The sequence below is a fragment of the Achromobacter sp. UBA5777 genome (assembly GCF_002418565.1).
Taxonomy (GTDB): domain Bacteria; phylum Pseudomonadota; class Gammaproteobacteria; order Burkholderiales; family Burkholderiaceae_B; genus Achromobacter; species Achromobacter animicus.
Map to the genome: position 1 here is coordinate 24,705 of NZ_DIEJ01000113.1, position 15,550 is coordinate 40,254.

Below are 15,550 nucleotides of genomic sequence, written 5' to 3' on the forward strand. Positions count from 1 at the left end.
CTTACCTGCAACGAGAGAACCCATGCCAGACGCCGATAACGTTAGAACCAGCCTCGCGCTCGCCCGCCAGGCGCGGCTGGATGCCCGCAGCGGGCGCCTGACGGGGCCCACGGCGAATCTGGCGCCGGGGCACGTTCAGGCCAACCTGGCGATTTTGCCGCGCGCGCTGGCGGCGGATTTTCTTCACTTCTGCCAGCGCAATCCGAAGCCGTGCCCCTTGCTGGCCATGTCCGAGCCGGGCGACCCGTCGTTGCCCGAGCTTGGCGCGGACATCGACATCCGCACCGATATCCCGCGATACCGCGTATGGAAGGACGGCGAACTCGTGGCGGAGCCGACGGACGTGCGCGACCTGTGGCGCGACGACCTCGTGTCGTTCCTGATCGGCTGCTCGTTCTCGTTCGAGGAGGCGATGCTGGACAACGGCCTGCCCGTGCGCCACATCGAGCAGGGCAGCAATGTGCCCATGTACCGCACCAACATCGCAACGCAGCCGGCTGGCGTGTTCGGCGGTCCGCTGGTGGTGTCGATGCGGCCACTGAAGGCCGCCGACGCGATCCGGGCGATCCAGGTGACGTCGCGGTTCCCGTCGGTGCACGGCGCGCCCGTTCACATTGGCGATCCGTCGCTCATCGGCATCGCGGATATCGATGCCCCCGATTACGGCGATCCCGTGGAGATCCGCCCTGGCGAAATGCCGGTGTTCTGGGCGTGCGGCGTGACGCCGCAATCGGTGGTGGCGGCGGTGCGGCCGGAATTTTGCATCACGCATGCGCCGGGCCACATGCTGGTCACCGACCTCATCAACAGCCGCATGGCGGTGTTCTGATCCGGGCGCGGCCCGAGGGTGGTTTGTCGGCGGGCGTCAGCGCTGTTGCATCAGCGTCTTGACGCGCTGGTCGTAGTCGGGCGGGAAGGTCCAGAAGCGCATGCCTTGCTGCGTAAAGCCTTCCTGCAGCCCGCGCTCGGCCGGCGCCTTGTGCCACAGGAACTGCATCAGCACGTCGCTGCTGACCCACGCGTTGCCGAACCAGAAGCTGTGGGCGCGGCGATTCAGATCGGGGATGGCGCGCGGATCGACCCAGATCATGTCGAAATTCAGCCGCTGCGAGGCGGCGTTGACGAAATCCACCTGCTCCTCGGTCAGATCGTCCGCATCGGGCCGGCCGGCCCGTGACGCCCGCTGGTGGCGCGCCGCGAATCGCAAGGCGCGATCACCTAGATTGGCGCCCAGGCTCACGCGTTCGGTCAGGTCGATGTACTGCTGCAGGTCTGTCACGAACCGGTAGGTGTCCTCGTCGGGCGCCGCGAAATAGATCTGGCCCAGGCGCAGCCGCGCGCGCAATGCCTCGCGGCTTTCGCCTTCGCGGGGCTGAGCCAGCGTGGCGAGTCCTTCACTGGCAATGCGCGCGCCCGCGCTGAACGCCAGCACGTTGATGTGCTCGGCATTCGTGTTGCGCGCGAGCAGTTCCAAAAGCCGTGCAAAGGCGGGCACTGATGCCCGCGCGGTTCGGACATCCGTGGCATAGGACAGCAGGCTGCCGGCCGATGGCCAGAGAAAGGCCAGGACGACCGCCTGCCGGCCTGTGAAGTGATGAAACTGCGCGGCCTGCGCCGTGCCGCGCCATACGGCATTGTTGAAGCCGTGTACATAGACGATCAGGTCGCGGTGCCGGCTGACCGCCAGCGCATCGTTGATGAGCGCGAAGTAAGCCTGCGCCTCGGGCGAGGATTCTGCATCGCTCTGCGGCGTGAGGGCAACCAGCTCTTCCATACGCTCCAGGCTGAGCACCGGCCTGCCGCGCTGGCTGCCGGTGGTGGAAAGCTGGCGCAATTGATCCCAGTCCAGCGTCCCGTCGCCGATCTGCACCTTGGCCACGCCCATGCGCAGCGTGTCGCTGGGAAAGATGGAATAGAAGGGTTGGCGCGATTCCAGGAAGACGGCGCGGTTGGTGGCGTACAGGAGCGGAATCGACGTGATGTCGGCCGCCGCCTTGTGCGCGAAGGGGTCGGCCTGGCCCGTCGTGAACTTGACGGGTGTGGGCATGAGTTGCACGGGTGAGGAGCAGGCTGCCAGAAGTGTCGTGAGCAGCAGCGCGGCCAGGAGGGCGCGGGCGGCCCCTGACGGGCAAACCGCGGAGGCGATCGAGCGGGCATTGAAAAAGCGCATGCGGTGGGCCCGGTTGATGTGGGAGCCAAACGGCAAAGGCACGCGTGGATTGTCGCCGTGGTGCAGGCGGCGATCAAGGGGGAAGGGGGGGAGCGGCTTGAATGGATAGCCGCGGGTAGCGAGGCGGGGGAGGCGGGGCGGTTGGGGGCGCCCCGCCGTGACGCCGGCCCGTGAGGGAGCCGGTGCCTGAAAGATCAGAAAATGTGGCGGTAACCGACGGCGGCGCCGACCTGATTGCTCTTGCCCGCGATTTCGCCGCTGGCGGCATCGCTGACCTTGTTCCAATCGACGGTGCCATACAGTTGCGAGCGCTTGGACAGCGAGTATTCGGCCACGGCGACCAGCGCATAGCGCTTGCCCTTGTCGCCTTCGACGACCACGTTCTCGCTGCGGTCGTAGTACGCGGCGCCCGTGATGGCCCAGCGCGGGGTGGCCTGCCAGGTCACGCCGGCGAAGTAGCCGTTGTCCTTGCGGTCCAGGCTGGCGGTGGTGGTGCCGCCCATGACGCCGTTGACCCAGCCCGTTTCATCGCGGCCGTTGAAGTAACCCGCGAAGACCTTGGCCGACTCGAACTGATAGGACGCGTTCAGATTCCAGGCGCGCTGGCGCTCGTCGGAGTCGGTGGCGGCATAGGTTTGCTGCCACGCGGCGCCCAGGCCCAGCTGGCCGATCGTGTAGCGCAGGCTGGCGCCATACTGCTGGCCGGCCTTGCGGTCTTCCCAGTCGTCGCCGTTTGCCCAGGATGCCACCACGGCCAGGTTGCCGAACGTGTTGGCGTATTTGGTCATGTTGTTGGTGCGCACGCGCGACATGGCGGCGGGCAGCCAGGCGTTCTGTTCGTAGTTGCCGACGGTCAGCGGGTCGAAGTAGTCGGCCAGCAGGTCGAACATGGGGGTGTTCTGCAGACCCAGGGTCAGCGTGCCGATGCTGCCGCCGTCCAGGCCGACATAAGCCAGGCGGCTGAAGGCCTTGGACGTGTCCGATCCCCGGCCGTTCTGCAGATTGATGCCATTTTCCAGGCGGAAGAAGGCGCGGTTGCCGTTGCCCAGGTCTTCGGAGCCGCGCAGGCCCCAGCGGCTGTTGGAGATGGCGCCGTTTTCCATGGAGATGCGGCTACCGTCTTCGCCCACGGCGCCCGAGCTGGTGCTCAGGTAGCGGATGCTGACGTCGGCGATGCCGTACAGGGTGACGCTGGTTTCGGCGCTTGCCGCGCCGGCGGCCAGGCCAAGGCCGGCCGCAGCCAGCGATAAGGTGATGCGCTTCATGTTGGACTCCTCCAGGTGTAGCTGATTTGTGGTTGCGCCGCGCTTGTGGCTTGGCTTGCTGCGCCCGGCGGTTGGCCGGATGCCTGGCCGCTGCACCGACGCCAGGGTTGGCGCGGGTCCGGAGCAGAGGCCAGCTTGCAGAAATGCGCCGTGCCGTTGCCGGACACGAGCGACTGGGGATTCTAAGTAAGTTGGGGGATGGCGAATATCGAAAATATTCGGCGTTTTCCCGGGTTTACAGGCCGATAAACCCGCGCCGCCCCGTTGAAGGGCGAACTGAAAAGAAAAAACCCCGTTCGCGGGAACGGGGTTTTTGTGGTGTCAGCGCGACGTTACAGCGTCATGTGCAGCGGCAGCCAGGTGGCGATGCCAGGCACCGCATAAAGCAGCAGCACGGCCGCGATCATCAGGAAGAACATCGGCAGCGATGCGCGCGCGATGTAGGGCAGTTCACGTCCGCTCATGCCGGACAGCACAAACAGGTTGAACCCCACCGGCGGCGTGATCTGTGCCATTTCCACCACGAACACGATGAAGATGCCGAACCAGATCAGGTCGATGCCCGCAGCCTGCACCGTCGGCAGCAGCACGCCCATGGTCAGCACCACGATCGAGATGCCGTCCAGGAAGCAGCCCAGGATGATGAAGAACACCATCAACGCCATGATCAGGCCGAACTGCGACAGGCCCAATCCGCCGATCCATTCCGCCAGCGCGCGCGGAAGGCCGATATAGCCCATCGCCAGCGTGAGGAACTGCGCACCCGCCAGGATCAGGGCAATCATGCAGTACAGCCGGGTGGCTCCCAGCAGCGACTGCATGAACGTCGAGCCGTTCAGTGATCCCTGCAGCGCCGACAGGATCAGCGCGCCCACCACGCCCACCGCCGCCGCTTCCGTGGCGGTGGCGATGCCGGTGTAAATCGATCCCAACACCGCGCCGATCAGGAGCAGCACTGGAATCAGGTGACGCGAGCGTGACAGCTTCTGCATGAAGGTCAAGCCGGGATCCGCCGCCGGCACCTGGCCGGGATTGCGGATGGCCCACCAGGCGATGTAGCCGCTGAACAGCAAGGCGAGCAGAATGCCCGGAAAGATGCCTGCGATGAACAGCTTGGCGATCGACACATCCGCCGCCACCCCGTACACGATCATGATGATCGAGGGCGGAATGAGCAGGCCCAGCGTGCCCGCGCCCGACAGCGTGCCGAGGATCTTTTCCTCGGGGTAACCGCGGCGCGTCAGTTCGGGGATGGTCATCTTGCCGACCGTGGCGCAGGTGGCCGCCGACGAGCCTGACACGGCCGCAAAGATTGCGCAGCCGATCACGTTCGTGTGCAAGAGGCGACCCGGCAGCCGGTTCAGCCAGGGCGCCAGCCCTTTGAACAGGTCTTCGGACAGCCGCGTGCGGAACAGGATCTCGCCCATCCACAGAAAGAGCGGCAGGGCGGTCAGCGTCCAGCTGGACGAGGCGCCCCAGATCGTGACGGCCATCGCGTCGCCTGCGGGACGGCTGGAGAATATTTCCATGCCGATCCACGCGGTGCCCGCCAGCGTCAGGCCGACCCAGACCCCGCAGCCGAGCAGGACGAAGATCGAAATGACCAATAAGGTAATGACGAGAAGTTCATTCATGGGTTTGCTGCGAGGTGGCGGCGGCGACGCCGCGCGAACGGCGGACCAGTTCATCGACCAGGGCGACGAAGAACAGGATCGTGCCTGCGGCCATGGTCGTCTGCGGAATCCAGAGCGGCGTGGCGTCGTTCGACGTGGAAACGTCGTTGAACAGCCAGGAGTCGTAGGTCAGTTTGATGCTGAAGAAAGCGAAGGCGGCGGCCAGGAGGGAACCGATGGCCAGGGCAAAGATGTCCAGCCTGCGGCTCCCGGCGGGATTCAGCGAATTGAGCAGCAACGTGACGCGGATGTGCTCGCCGTGCTTGAACGTGCTGGCCAGCGCCAGAAAGCCGGCGGCGGCCATGAAGTAGCCGGCGTAGGCATCGGTGCCGGGGATGTGCAGGTCGAGCTGACGGCCAAGAATGGCCGCCAGCACCGACACAAGTACGCCTATCGTGCACAAGCCGGCCAGAAGGCCGGCTGCGCCGTAAAGACCATCAAGAAAGCGGCGCATGGCGATATCACTGCTTCTTGTAGGCGTCGATCATGGCCTGGCCGTCCGCACCGGCTTTCTTGAGCCAGTCTTCAAGCATGCGCTTGCCAATCACGCTCAGGCCTTCCTTGAGTTCGACCGTGGGCTGGATGGTTTCCATGCCGTTCTTGGCAAGCTCGGCCTGGTACCACTTGTTCTTTTCCTGCGACAGCTTCCAGCCGCGTTCCTCGGCCTGCGCGCCGGCTTTCTTCAGCGCTTCCTGCGTGGCGGGATCCAGCGCGTCGAATGCCTTCTTGTTCACGATGATGGCGTTCTTGGGCAGCCAGGCCTGGGTGTCGTAGAACTTCTTGATGTACTCGTACGTCTTGGTGTCGTAGCCGGTGGACGCCGACGACATGTACGAGTCGATCACGCCGGTGGCGAGCGCCTGGGCCAGTTCGGCCTGCTGCACGGTCACGGGCTGCGCACCCACCAGTTCGGCGATCTTGGCTGTGACGGGGCTGTAAGCGCGCCACTTCAGGCCCTTCATGTCGTTGATCTGCTTGATGTCCTTGTTAGCGAAGATGCCTTGGGGCGGCCATGCCACCGCATACAGCAGCGTCATGCCTTGCGAGGCCAGCTTCTTTTCGAGGAACGGCTTCTGGGCCTGATACAGCTTGAACGATGCGTCGTAGCCGGTGGCCAGGAAGGGCAGGCCGTCCAGTTCGTAGATCGGGTCTTCATTGGCAAAGTTGGTCAGCAGGATTTCGCCGATCTGCGCCTGGTTGCCTTGCACCGCGCGCTTGATTTCAGGCGCCTTGTACAGCGAGGCATTGTTGTGCAGCGTGATCTTGAGCTTGCCTTGCGACAGCGAATCGACGTCCTTGATGAAGGTCGTCAGGTTCTCGACGTGGAAGTTGCTGGCCGGGTAGGCGCTGGGCAGATCCCACTTGGTCTGGGCCTGTGCGCCCGCGCTGAATGCCAGGACGATGCTGCCGGTCAACAGCGAAATTTTCTTGTACATGGTGGTCCTTCTTTGCGAATGATGAAGACGGGTCTGACCCGATAGGCATTGCGAAAAAAGAAAGCGCGGCGCCGCGTCGCGCCGCCTGAATGCCGTGCCATTCTATGTTGCTGTGCGGTAACAAAGCGCGGGAAATCGCCGTATTACGGGTAATTCCTAGGGGGAGTTGTTGTTCATTGGTTGAAGGTTCAATGACCCCGCAAACTTTGCGTTGCGCGCTGATGGCAAGCCATCCGGCGCGCATTTTTTTCTTCTAAGATTGCGGAATCGCAGATGTGGTGAAGAGGGTCGCGTGAATTTCGTTTTTCGCCGTGATGAGTTGCTGGTCGAAGCATCGTCCAGCGTGTTGCCGGATGCGGCGTTGTGTGAACGCATCGGCTTGGCGGCTGCGGCCCTGCAGCCGGTCTGGATGGAAACCGGCTCGCCGTATCGCACGGTCTGCGTCGACCCCGGTCTCGAAGCGCCCGAAGGCTACGCCTTCAAGAAGCTCCGTTCGCTCTTCGGCGTATTCGACGACGAAGGCATGGCGCTGGCCGGCCGCGCTTATCAGATCGCCGAATGGGCGCGCACCCACCGGTTCTGCGGCGCCTGCGGTACGCCCGCCGAACGTGTGACGCACGAATTCTGTCTGCGCTGCCCGGCCTGCGGCCTTTCCGCCTATCCCCGCATTTCGCCGGCCATGATGGTCCTTATCCGCAAGGGCGACAGCATCCTGCTCGCGCGCCATGCCAACGGGCCAGCGGCGCGCTACACGGCACTGGCCGGCTTTGTGGAACCCGGCGAAAGCATCGAGCAGACGGTCCACCGCGAGGTCTACGAGGAAGTCGGCCTCAGGGTCGGGAACCTGCAGTATTTCGGTAGCCAGCCGTGGCCGTTTCCACATTCGCTGATGGTCGCGTTCACCGCCGACTACGTCTCCGGCGACATCCGCATCCAGGAAGACGAAATCGCCGACGCCCGTTGGTTCGGCCCGGGCGACGAGATGCCCGACATCGCAGCCCGAATTTCCATCGCGGGCTGGCTGATCCGGGCCAACCTGCCCATGGGGTGGACCGCGCCGTAAGCATACGGCGCCGCCCGGCGCGGGTAGGGTATTCCCTCGAAATGAGGGAATTTTTGCCGCACTCGAATGTTTTTTATTGATAAAATATAGATAAATTATTAGTATTTCGTTCAGTTAAACCTTGCCGTCCGCCCCTATGACCCCCACTTTGATCGCATCGTCGGCGCATCTTGCCGGCGGCAGCGCGCCCGACCTTTCCGAGGTGGAGTTCGGCCTCATGATCGCCAGCCACGCGTTCGATCGCTGGACTGTGCGGTGCATGGCGGCCGCAGGCCTGCCCGATCTGACGCCTACTGACGTGATGGTGTTTCACCACGTCTACCACCGCGAGCGGCCCAAGAAGCTGGCCGACATCTGCTTCACGCTCAATGTCGAAGACACCCACATCGTCAGCTACGCACTGAAGAAGCTGGACCGGCTGGGCGTGGTGCGCGGCGAACGCAGCAGCAAGGAAGTTTTTTACAGCGTTACGCCCGAGGGCGCGGCGATTCTCAAGCGCTACGGCGAAATCCGCGAGCAATGCCTGACCGCCGGCCTGGATGGCCCGGGCGGGGGCGGACTGGAATTCAGCCGGCAACTGGCGCACACGCTGCGCGCGCTGTCCGGCCTGTACGACCAGGCAGCCCGCGCCGCGACATCTCTCTGAACTCAACATGCGGGGCAACGCCCCGATCTGTCAGCAACCCGACCGTGGCCGAACGCGCTCCGGCGGTCTCTTGTTTTCAAGGACACCTATGAAGTGGCAATTCTGGATTGACCGTGGGGGCACCTTCACCGACATCGTGGCGCGCCGTCCCGATGGCACGACCACCACCGCAAAGATGCTGTCGGAAAACCCCGAGCAGTACCGCGACGCCGCGGTGGCCGGCATCCGCAAGCTGCTGGGCATCGCACCCGGCCAGCCGGTGCCCGCCGACCAGGTCGAGTGCGTGAAGATGGGCACCACGGTGGCCACCAACGCGCTGCTCGAGCGCAAGGGCGAACGCACCTTGCTCGTCACGACGCGCGGTTTCCGCGATGCGCTGCGCATTGCCTACCAGAACCGCCCGCGGCTTTTTGACCGCAATGTCCTGCTGCCCGAGATGCTGTACGAATCCGTCGTCGAGGCAGACGAGCGGGTCGCGGCGGACGGCGAGGTCATCCAGCCGCTGGACGAAGCCGCGCTGCGCCGCGACATGCAGGTAGCATACGACGACGGCATCCGCGCGGTCGCCATCGTCTTCATGCATGCCTGGCACGCCACCGGCCACGAACAGCAGGCCGCGCACATCGCCAACCAGATCGGCTTTACCCAGGTGTCGGTGTCGCACGAGGTCAGCCCGCTGATCAAGTTTGTCTCGCGCGGCGACACGACCGTGGTGGACGCCTACCTGTCGCCCATCCTGAAGCGCTACGTCGATCAGGTGGCCGGCGAATTGCCGGGTATCCGGCTCATGTTCATGCAATCGAGCGGCGGCCTGACCGACGCGCACCGCTTCCGTGGCAAGGACGCGATTCTCTCGGGGCCGGCCGGCGGCATCGTCGGCATGGTGCGCACCAGTGAAATTGCCGGTTTCCCGAAGGTGATCGGCTTTGACATGGGCGGCACGTCCACCGACGTGTCGCACTACGCGGGCGAGTTCGAACGCGAATTCGAAACCCAGGTGGCCGGCGTGCGCATGCGCGCGCCGATGATGAGCATCCATACGGTCGCGGCCGGCGGCGGCTCGATCCTGCATTTCGACGGCGCGCGGCTGCGCGTCGGCCCCGATTCCGCGGGCGCCAATCCGGGACCGGCGTGCTATCGCCGCGGCGGTCCGCTGGCAGTGACGGACTGCAACGTCCTTCTCGGCAAAATCCAGCCCGATTTCTTCCCGAAGGTGTTCGGACCCGAAGCCAACGAGGCCCTGGACCGCGACGCCGTGGTCGAACGCTTTTCCGCGATGGCCGACGAAGTGCGCGCCGCCACGGGCCGCGAGATGTCGCCCGAGCAGCTTGCCGAAGGCTTTCTCGAGATCGCCGTGGGCAACATGGCCGAAGCCATCAAGCGCATCTCGGTGCAGCGCGGCCATGATGTCACCGAGTACGCGCTGACCGTGTTCGGCGGCGCGGGCGGGCAGCATGCCTGCCTGGTGGCCGACGCGCTGGGCATGACGACAGTGTTCGCGCACCCGCTGGGTGGCGTGCTGTCGGCCTACGGCATGGGCCTTGCCGATCAGACCGACATGCGCCAGAAGACGGTCGAGAAGGTGCTGGACGCGAGCCTGATGGGCGAGTTGAAGGACGAACTGGACGTGCTGGCTGGGCAGGCCGTGGGCGAACTGCGCCGTCAGCATGTGGCGGAAGCCGACATCACGGTGCAGCGCCGTCTGCATCTGAAATACCGCGGCACCGACACCGCGCTGGAAGTGGCGTATTCGGACTTGGATCAGGCCCGCCGCGACTTCGAAGCCGCCTACCGCCAGCGCTATTCATTCCTGATGCCCAACCGCGAACTCGTGGTCGAGACCATCTCGGTCGAGGCCACCGGCGGCGGCGAGCGCGTTGGGGAAGCGTCGACGTCGCGCACCCGCGAGGGCGCATTGGCAGCCCGCCGTGTGGTCAGCATGTACAGCGCGGGCGCCTGGCGCGACACGCCGCTGTACGTGCGTGAAGACATGGCCGGCGGCGACGTGGTTGCAGGACCCGCGATCATTTCCGAGCCCAACCAGACCACGGTCGTCGAGCCCGGCTGGCAGGCCGAACTGACGGCGCAGGATCATTTCGTGATCCGCCGCGTGGAAGCGCGCCGCGAGCAGCGCAAGGTCGGCACGCAGGCGGATCCTGTCATGCTCGAGGTCTTCAACAACCTTTTCATGTCGATCGCCGAGCAGATGGGCTACCGTCTGCAGAACACGGCGTACTCGGTCAACATCAAGGAACGCCTGGACTTCTCTTGCGCCATCTTCGATGCGCAGGCCCGCCTGATCGCCAATGCGCCGCACATGCCGGTGCACCTGGGTTCCATGGGCGAGTCCGTGCGCACGGTCATGAACGCCAATGCCGGCAAGATGATGCCCGGCGACGCATACGTCGTGAATGATCCGTACCACGGCGGCACGCACTTGCCCGACGTCACGGTCATCACGCCGGTGTTCGACAAGGCGGGGCGCGAGATTCTGTTCTACGTGGGATCGCGCGGCCACCACGCCGATATCGGCGGCACCACGCCCGGCTCCATGCCGCCCGATTCCAAGACGGTCGAAGACGAAGGCGTGCTGTTCACGAACTTCCAGCTCGTCAAGAACGGCGAGTTCCGCGAAGCGGCCGCGCGTGGGATCCTCGGGTCGGGCCGCTGGCCGGCGCGCAACCCCGATCAGAACATCGCCGACATGCATGCGCAGATCGCCGCCAACGAAAAGGGCGTGCAGGAACTCTTGCGCATGTGCGACCACTTCGGTCTGGACGTGGTGCGCGCCTACATGGGCCACGTGCAGGACAACGCCGAAGAGGCCGTGCGCCGCGTGATCTCGGTGCTGAAGGACGGCAGCTACGAGTACCCGCTGGACAACGGCGCGGTCATCCGCGTGGCCGTGCGCGTGGACACCGAAGCGCGCAGCGCCGTGGTGGATTTCACGGGCACCTCGGCGCAGTTGGACAACAACTTCAACGCGCCGGGCGCGATCGCCGTAGCCGCCGTGCTGTACGTGTTCCGCACGATGGTCAACGACGACATCCCGCTGAACGACGGTTGCCTGGTGCCGCTGTCCATCATCGTGCCGGAAGGCTCGATGCTGCGTCCGAACCCGCCCGCCTCGGTGGTCGCGGGCAACGTGGAAACGTCCATGTGCATCGTCAACGCGCTGTACGGCGCGCTGGGCGTGCTGGCCGCCAGCCAGGGCACCATGAACAACTTCACGTTCGGTAACGCGCGCCATCAGTATTACGAGACCATCTCGGGCGGCACCGGTGCGGGTCCGGTGCGCATCGACGCGGCGGGTCCCCACGACGAAGGCTTTGCGGGGACGTCGGTCGTTCAGGCGCACATGACCAACTCGCGCCTGACCGATCCGGAAGTGCTGGAGTTCCGCTTCCCGGTGCGTCTGGAGTCCTACGAGATCCGCCAGGGCTCGGGCGGCAAGGGCCGGTATCCCGGCGGCGACGGCGGCATACGCCGCATCCGCTTCCTGGAAGACATGACCGCGGCGATCCTGTCGAACAACCGGCGTTACGCGCCGTTCGGTCTGGCGGGCGGTGAGCCGGGCGCCATGGGCCGCAACACGGTTGAACGCGTGGATGGCACCATCGAGGAACTGGGTCCGCAGGACAGCGCGCAACTGCGTCCGGGCGATGTCTTCGTGGTGGAAACGCCCGGAGGCGGCGGTTACGGCGCGCAGTGATGCACGCCAAGTTGTCCGGTCCCGATCACTCGGGATCGGACATCACGTCCAGCGCGATATCGGCGCGTGCCTTACGGTCGTAGACGCGCAGGACGACCGCCTCATCGGTGATCTCGAACATCGCCGTCGCCAGGGTGTTCTCATCGTCGGGATCGTCCTTGGCCGTTCGCAGGATCGGCAGCTTGCCCTCGGTATCGAGCAGGGCGGCCAGCATGTCGGCGCTGCCCGATTCCGGCAGCCATCCATCCACCAGGCCTTCGATCCGGTTCTGCCGCGCCCGCGACGAATCGGTGACGATCTGCGCCTGGCCGCGGGTGGCCGCGTGCACCATGTGGTTGGCGTGCCCGTAGCGCCGGCCGATCTCTTGGATTGACACCGAACCCGGCGTGACCTCGGCGCTGAGCAGGCGCGGGTCCGACGCCGCGCCCAGCGTGTGATGAAAACCGCCGGCATGGGGCAGGTCGTGCAGCAGCGCCACCGCCTCGTTCAGCGTCGTGCAGTCCAGAACCGCGCGCGCCGCGAACATGCGGGGCACGCCCGCGTGCCGCTGCCGGGTACGCAGGTTGTTGATGGTTTGCACCAGGCCCGCGCGATTGGCGGCGAAGGTGTGGCCGGGCAGGGAGCCTGGGTAGTAAAAGCTGAGATAACCCGGCGCGTCGTCCAGCGCCACGTCCACCAGATGGCAGCGGCCATACAGATAGGGATCGCCGTCCTCGTTGTGCCCGATCCAACGCGTGCCGTCGGCGGTGCGCAGGGCGGCCGACGTGCAGCCATCCGTGGTGCTGTGCAGCAGATCGCCGCGGCAATGCCATAGCAGCACGTCCTTGAGCGGCATGCGCAGGCCTTCGGCCAACCCTTCGAATTCTTCCCAGATCTCGGGCAGGGCGGCCTGCGTTTGCTGCGCCAGCTCGTCGACGAAAGGATGACCGCGCCACGGCCGCAAGGCTTCCCAGGTGCCGCTCTGTTCCAGATAGGAGCCCATGATGGCACGGGCCAGCTTGCCCAGCGCCACGCCGACCTGGCGGCGGTTTCCAGCGATGCGTACGTATTTGCAGGCCATCGAAAACCTCCGGATGTCTCGCGGATTGTACGGGGTCTGCCGTTCCGCCGGGCTCCATCCGATGCGTTAAGATCGTCGATAAGTTGCGCCGGCGAACCCGATGCAGCCCAGGAATCATGCCCTTACAACAAGCCCGGGGTGCCTGGCGCTCCCCAAGAGGAGAGTTTCATGATCAAACGTAAAGTCGCCGCCGCTATGGTGGGCCTGTCCCTGACCCTGTTCGGCGCCGCGTCGGCCGCTCAGGCCCAGGGCAGGGAATTGGTGGTGGCCACCGATACCGCTTTCGTGCCGTTCGAATTCAAGCAGGGCAACACGTACGTCGGCTTCGATGTCGATCTGTGGGCGGCCATCGCGAAGGAACTCAACCTCAAGTACAAGCTGCAACCGATGGACTTCGCCGGCATCATTCCCGGCCTGCAGACCAAGAACATCGACGCCGCGCTGGCGGGCATCACGATCCGCGATGACCGCAAGAAGGTCATCGACTTCTCGGATCCCTATTACGAAAGCGGCCTGGCCATCCTGGTGGGCGAAAAGAACACCGACATCAAGGATGCCAAGTCCCTGGCCGGCAAGACGGTCGCCGTCAAGACGGGCACCGCAACCGTGGACTTCCTGAAGGCCCAGGTGCCGGACGCCAAGCTCAAGCTGTTCCCCAACATCGACAACGCGTACCTTGAACTGGCCACCGGCCGGGTCGACGCCGCCGTCCACGACACGCCGAACGTCCAGTATTACGCCAATACGGCCGGCAAGGGCCGCGTGAAGGTGGTCGGCTCGGTCAAAAGCGGCGACTTCTACGGCATCGCCTTCCCCAAGGGCAGCGAACTGGTCCCCGAGGTCAACAAGGCGCTCGCCAACCTGAAGGCCAGCGGCGAGTACGACGCGATCTACACCAAGTGGTTCGGCAAGAAGCCCTGACCGGCTCGGCAAGCGGTACTTTTTACGGACGCGCCGTGTAAGCCGCGGTGAAGGACCGGGTCCGGCGCGACGCCGGATGCCGGGGTGGCACGCGCCACCGCTCCCGACCGCGAGGCGCGTCCGCCATGATGCGGGCGCGCCGCTGCGCGCCATAGGGGGAAGATCGTGGAGTTTGACTGGGCTGTCATCGAGGAAGCGTTACCCAATCTGCTGACGGGTACGCTCATGACCATCAAGATCACGTTCTGGGGCCTGGCGGGCGGCTTTCTGCTCGGGGCGCTGTCGGGCGTGACGCGGGCCTACGGGAACGCGATCTTGTCGGGCATCGCGCAGGTCTATGTCGCGGTCATCCGCGGCACGCCGATCGTGGTGCAGGTCATGTTCATCTACTTTGCGCTGCCGCTGCTGGCAGACATCCGGGTCGACGCCGAATTCGCGGCGATCGCCACCCTCATCATCAACTCGGGGGCGTATATCTCGGAAATCGTGCGGGGGGCGCTGCTGTCGGTCCATAAGGGCCTGAAGGAAGCAGGGCAGGCGATGGGCCTGCCGTTTCACAAGATCCTGCTGCACATCATTGGTCCGGTTGCGTTCCGGCGCATGATTCCGCCGCTGGGCAACCAGTGCATCATCAGCCTTAAGGATTCGTCGCTGTTCATCGTGATCGGCGTGGCGGAACTGACCCGTCAAGGGCAGGAAATCATGGCCAGTAATTTCCGGGCGGTCGAAATCTGGTCCGCCGTGGCGATCATCTATCTGATCCTCACGGGGCTGATGGCGTTGACCCTGCATCTGGTCGAAAAGAGGATGCGCATCATATGAGCATGGTTGAATTTCATAACGTCACCAAACGCTTTGGCGACTCGACGGTGCTGAACGGCATCTCGCTCAACATCGATGCTGGCGAGGTCGTGGTGGTGGTCGGGCCGTCAGGCTCGGGCAAGTCCACGTTCCTGCGTTGCATCAACGTGCTGGAAACGATCAACGACGGCGACCTGCTGGTCGATGGCCTCAGTGTGAAGGGCGATCCGGCCACCGTACGCGAGATCCGGCGCGAGGCGGGCATGGTGTTCCAGCAGTTCAATCTGTTCCCGCAGATGACAGCGCTGGAAAACGTCATGTTCGGACCCGTCCACACCCGGGGCCAGAGCCGCGACGAGGCCCGTCAGCTCGCTCAGGGGTTGCTGGCAAAGGTGGGCCTGGCCGAACGCATGAATCACTATCCTTCGGAACTGTCCGGGGGGCAGCAGCAGCGTGTGGCAATTGCCCGCGCGCTGGCGATCATGCCCAAGCTGATGCTGTTCGACGAGCCCACGTCTGCGCTGGATCCCGAACTGCGTCACGAAGTGCTGAAGGTCATGCGCGACCTGGCCGAGGAGGGGATGACGATGGTGGTCGTCACGCACGAGATGGAATTCGCGCGCAAGGTCGGCAGCCGGCTGATCTTCATCGACGCCGGCAAGATCGCTCATGACGGACCGCCGGAGGAGCTGCTCAGCAATCCGCCCAGCCAGCGCCTGAAGGACTTCCTGCAGCACGTGACATGACGTGACGTAAAAAAGGCGTCCGGCTTGTGGCCGGACGCCTTTTTTGATGTTCGCGGT

General features: G+C 64.8%; 13 protein-coding genes. 7 read left to right on the forward strand and 6 right to left on the reverse strand.

The window, feature by feature from the left end; translation table 11 throughout:
* The first annotated feature begins 22 nt into the window (after positions 1–22).
* Entirely contained in the window at positions 23–829 is an 807-nt protein-coding gene (locus tag B3446_RS08355; protein WP_291379675.1) for a putative hydro-lyase, read from the forward strand.
* A 36-nt stretch (positions 830–865) separates the two neighbouring features.
* Here B3446_RS08355 and B3446_RS08360 read toward each other — a convergent pair whose 3' ends face one another.
* The 5 genes from B3446_RS08360 to B3446_RS08380 all read right to left on the reverse strand — a co-directional run bounded on the left by B3446_RS08360 (position 866) and on the right by B3446_RS08380 (position 6,544).
* On the reverse strand, positions 866–2,047 hold the full coding sequence (locus tag B3446_RS08360; RefSeq protein WP_191578922.1) for an alpha/beta hydrolase: 1,182 nt from the start codon (positions 2,045–2,047) through the stop codon (positions 866–868).
* Positions 2,048–2,364: 317 nt separating this feature from the next.
* Positions 2,365–3,435, reverse strand: a complete 1,071-nt coding sequence (locus B3446_RS08365; protein ID WP_191578665.1) for a porin — start codon at positions 3,433–3,435, stop codon at positions 2,365–2,367.
* Positions 3,436–3,767: 332 nt separating this feature from the next.
* The gene (locus B3446_RS08370) at positions 3,768–5,069 is read right to left on the reverse strand and encodes a TRAP transporter large permease (protein ID WP_291379678.1); all 1,302 of its coding nucleotides are present in this window, start codon (positions 5,067–5,069) and stop codon (positions 3,768–3,770) included.
* Positions 5,062–5,562 carry a TRAP transporter small permease gene (locus tag B3446_RS08375; RefSeq protein ID WP_291379680.1) on the reverse strand — a complete coding sequence of 167 codons (501 nt, stop codon included), beginning with the start codon at positions 5,560–5,562 and terminating at the stop codon, positions 5,062–5,064. The genes B3446_RS08370 and B3446_RS08375 overlap by 8 nt, the downstream gene beginning before the upstream one ends.
* A gap of 7 nt (positions 5,563–5,569) precedes the next feature.
* Positions 5,570–6,544: a TRAP transporter substrate-binding protein gene (locus B3446_RS08380; RefSeq protein WP_175121684.1), complete on the reverse strand. Its 975-nt coding sequence runs from the start codon at positions 6,542–6,544 to the stop codon at positions 5,570–5,572.
* 292 nt (positions 6,545–6,836) lie between these two features.
* On the opposite strand from B3446_RS08380, the gene nudC reads away from it, so the two are divergent.
* The 3 genes from nudC (at position 6,837) to B3446_RS08395 (ending at position 11,965) form a co-directional block, all read left to right on the forward strand.
* Positions 6,837–7,607, forward strand: coding sequence for an NAD(+) diphosphatase (gene nudC / locus B3446_RS08385; protein ID WP_291379683.1), 771 nt, complete (start codon positions 6,837–6,839; stop codon positions 7,605–7,607).
* 136 nt (positions 7,608–7,743) lie between these two features.
* Entirely contained in the window at positions 7,744–8,253 is a 510-nt protein-coding gene (locus B3446_RS08390; RefSeq protein WP_191578669.1) for a winged helix DNA-binding protein, read from the forward strand.
* Positions 8,254–8,341: 88 nt separating this feature from the next.
* A complete protein-coding gene (locus tag B3446_RS08395) occupies positions 8,342–11,965 on the forward strand; it encodes a hydantoinase B/oxoprolinase family protein (RefSeq protein WP_291379685.1) in 3,624 nt (1,207 codons plus the stop codon).
* A gap of 25 nt (positions 11,966–11,990) precedes the next feature.
* Here the strand turns inward: B3446_RS08395 and B3446_RS08400 are convergent, their stop codons facing one another.
* A complete protein-coding gene (locus B3446_RS08400; protein WP_291379687.1) occupies positions 11,991–13,025 on the reverse strand; it encodes a C45 family autoproteolytic acyltransferase/hydolase in 1,035 nt (344 codons plus the stop codon).
* Between the two features lie 168 nt (positions 13,026–13,193).
* Here B3446_RS08400 and glnH point away from each other — a divergent pair, with 168 nt between their 5' ends.
* The 3 genes from glnH to glnQ all read left to right on the forward strand — a co-directional run bounded on the left by glnH (position 13,194) and on the right by glnQ (position 15,493).
* On the forward strand, positions 13,194–13,946 hold the full coding sequence (glnH, locus tag B3446_RS08405; protein ID WP_175121679.1) for a glutamine ABC transporter substrate-binding protein GlnH: 753 nt from the start codon (positions 13,194–13,196) through the stop codon (positions 13,944–13,946).
* Between the two features lie 165 nt (positions 13,947–14,111).
* Positions 14,112–14,768 carry a glutamine ABC transporter permease GlnP gene (glnP, locus tag B3446_RS08410; RefSeq protein WP_175121678.1) on the forward strand — a complete coding sequence of 219 codons (657 nt, stop codon included), beginning with the start codon at positions 14,112–14,114 and terminating at the stop codon, positions 14,766–14,768.
* Positions 14,765–15,493 carry a glutamine ABC transporter ATP-binding protein GlnQ gene (gene glnQ, locus B3446_RS08415; RefSeq protein WP_175121677.1) on the forward strand — a complete coding sequence of 243 codons (729 nt, stop codon included), beginning with the start codon at positions 14,765–14,767 and terminating at the stop codon, positions 15,491–15,493. Before glnP ends, glnQ begins: the two co-directional genes overlap by 4 nt.
* The last annotated feature ends 57 nt before the right edge of the window (positions 15,494–15,550 follow it).

Bases quoted from the DNA above. Each gene is read 5' to 3' on its own strand.
- B3446_RS08355 (WP_291379675.1), top strand. From the start codon at position 23: ATGCCAGACGCCGATAACGTTAGAACCAGCCTCGCGCTCGCCCGCCAG.
- B3446_RS08360 (WP_191578922.1), bottom strand. From the start codon at position 2,047: ATGCCCACACCCGTCAAGTTCACGACGGGCCAGGCCGACCCCTTCGCG.
- B3446_RS08365 (WP_191578665.1), bottom strand. From the start codon at position 3,435: ATGAAGCGCATCACCTTATCGCTGGCTGCGGCCGGCCTTGGCCTGGCC.
- B3446_RS08370 (WP_291379678.1), bottom strand. From the start codon at position 5,069: ATGAATGAACTTCTCGTCATTACCTTATTGGTCATTTCGATCTTCGTC.
- B3446_RS08375 (WP_291379680.1), bottom strand. From the start codon at position 5,562: ATGCGCCGCTTTCTTGATGGTCTTTACGGCGCAGCCGGCCTTCTGGCC.
- B3446_RS08380 (WP_175121684.1), bottom strand. From the start codon at position 6,544: ATGTACAAGAAAATTTCGCTGTTGACCGGCAGCATCGTCCTGGCATTC.
- B3446_RS08390 (WP_191578669.1), top strand. From the start codon at position 7,744: ATGACCCCCACTTTGATCGCATCGTCGGCGCATCTTGCCGGCGGCAGC.
- B3446_RS08395 (WP_291379685.1), top strand. From the start codon at position 8,342: ATGAAGTGGCAATTCTGGATTGACCGTGGGGGCACCTTCACCGACATC.
- B3446_RS08400 (WP_291379687.1), bottom strand. From the start codon at position 13,025: ATGGCCTGCAAATACGTACGCATCGCTGGAAACCGCCGCCAGGTCGGC.
- glnH (WP_175121679.1), top strand. From the start codon at position 13,194: ATGATCAAACGTAAAGTCGCCGCCGCTATGGTGGGCCTGTCCCTGACC.
- glnQ (WP_175121677.1), top strand. From the start codon at position 14,765: ATGAGCATGGTTGAATTTCATAACGTCACCAAACGCTTTGGCGACTCG.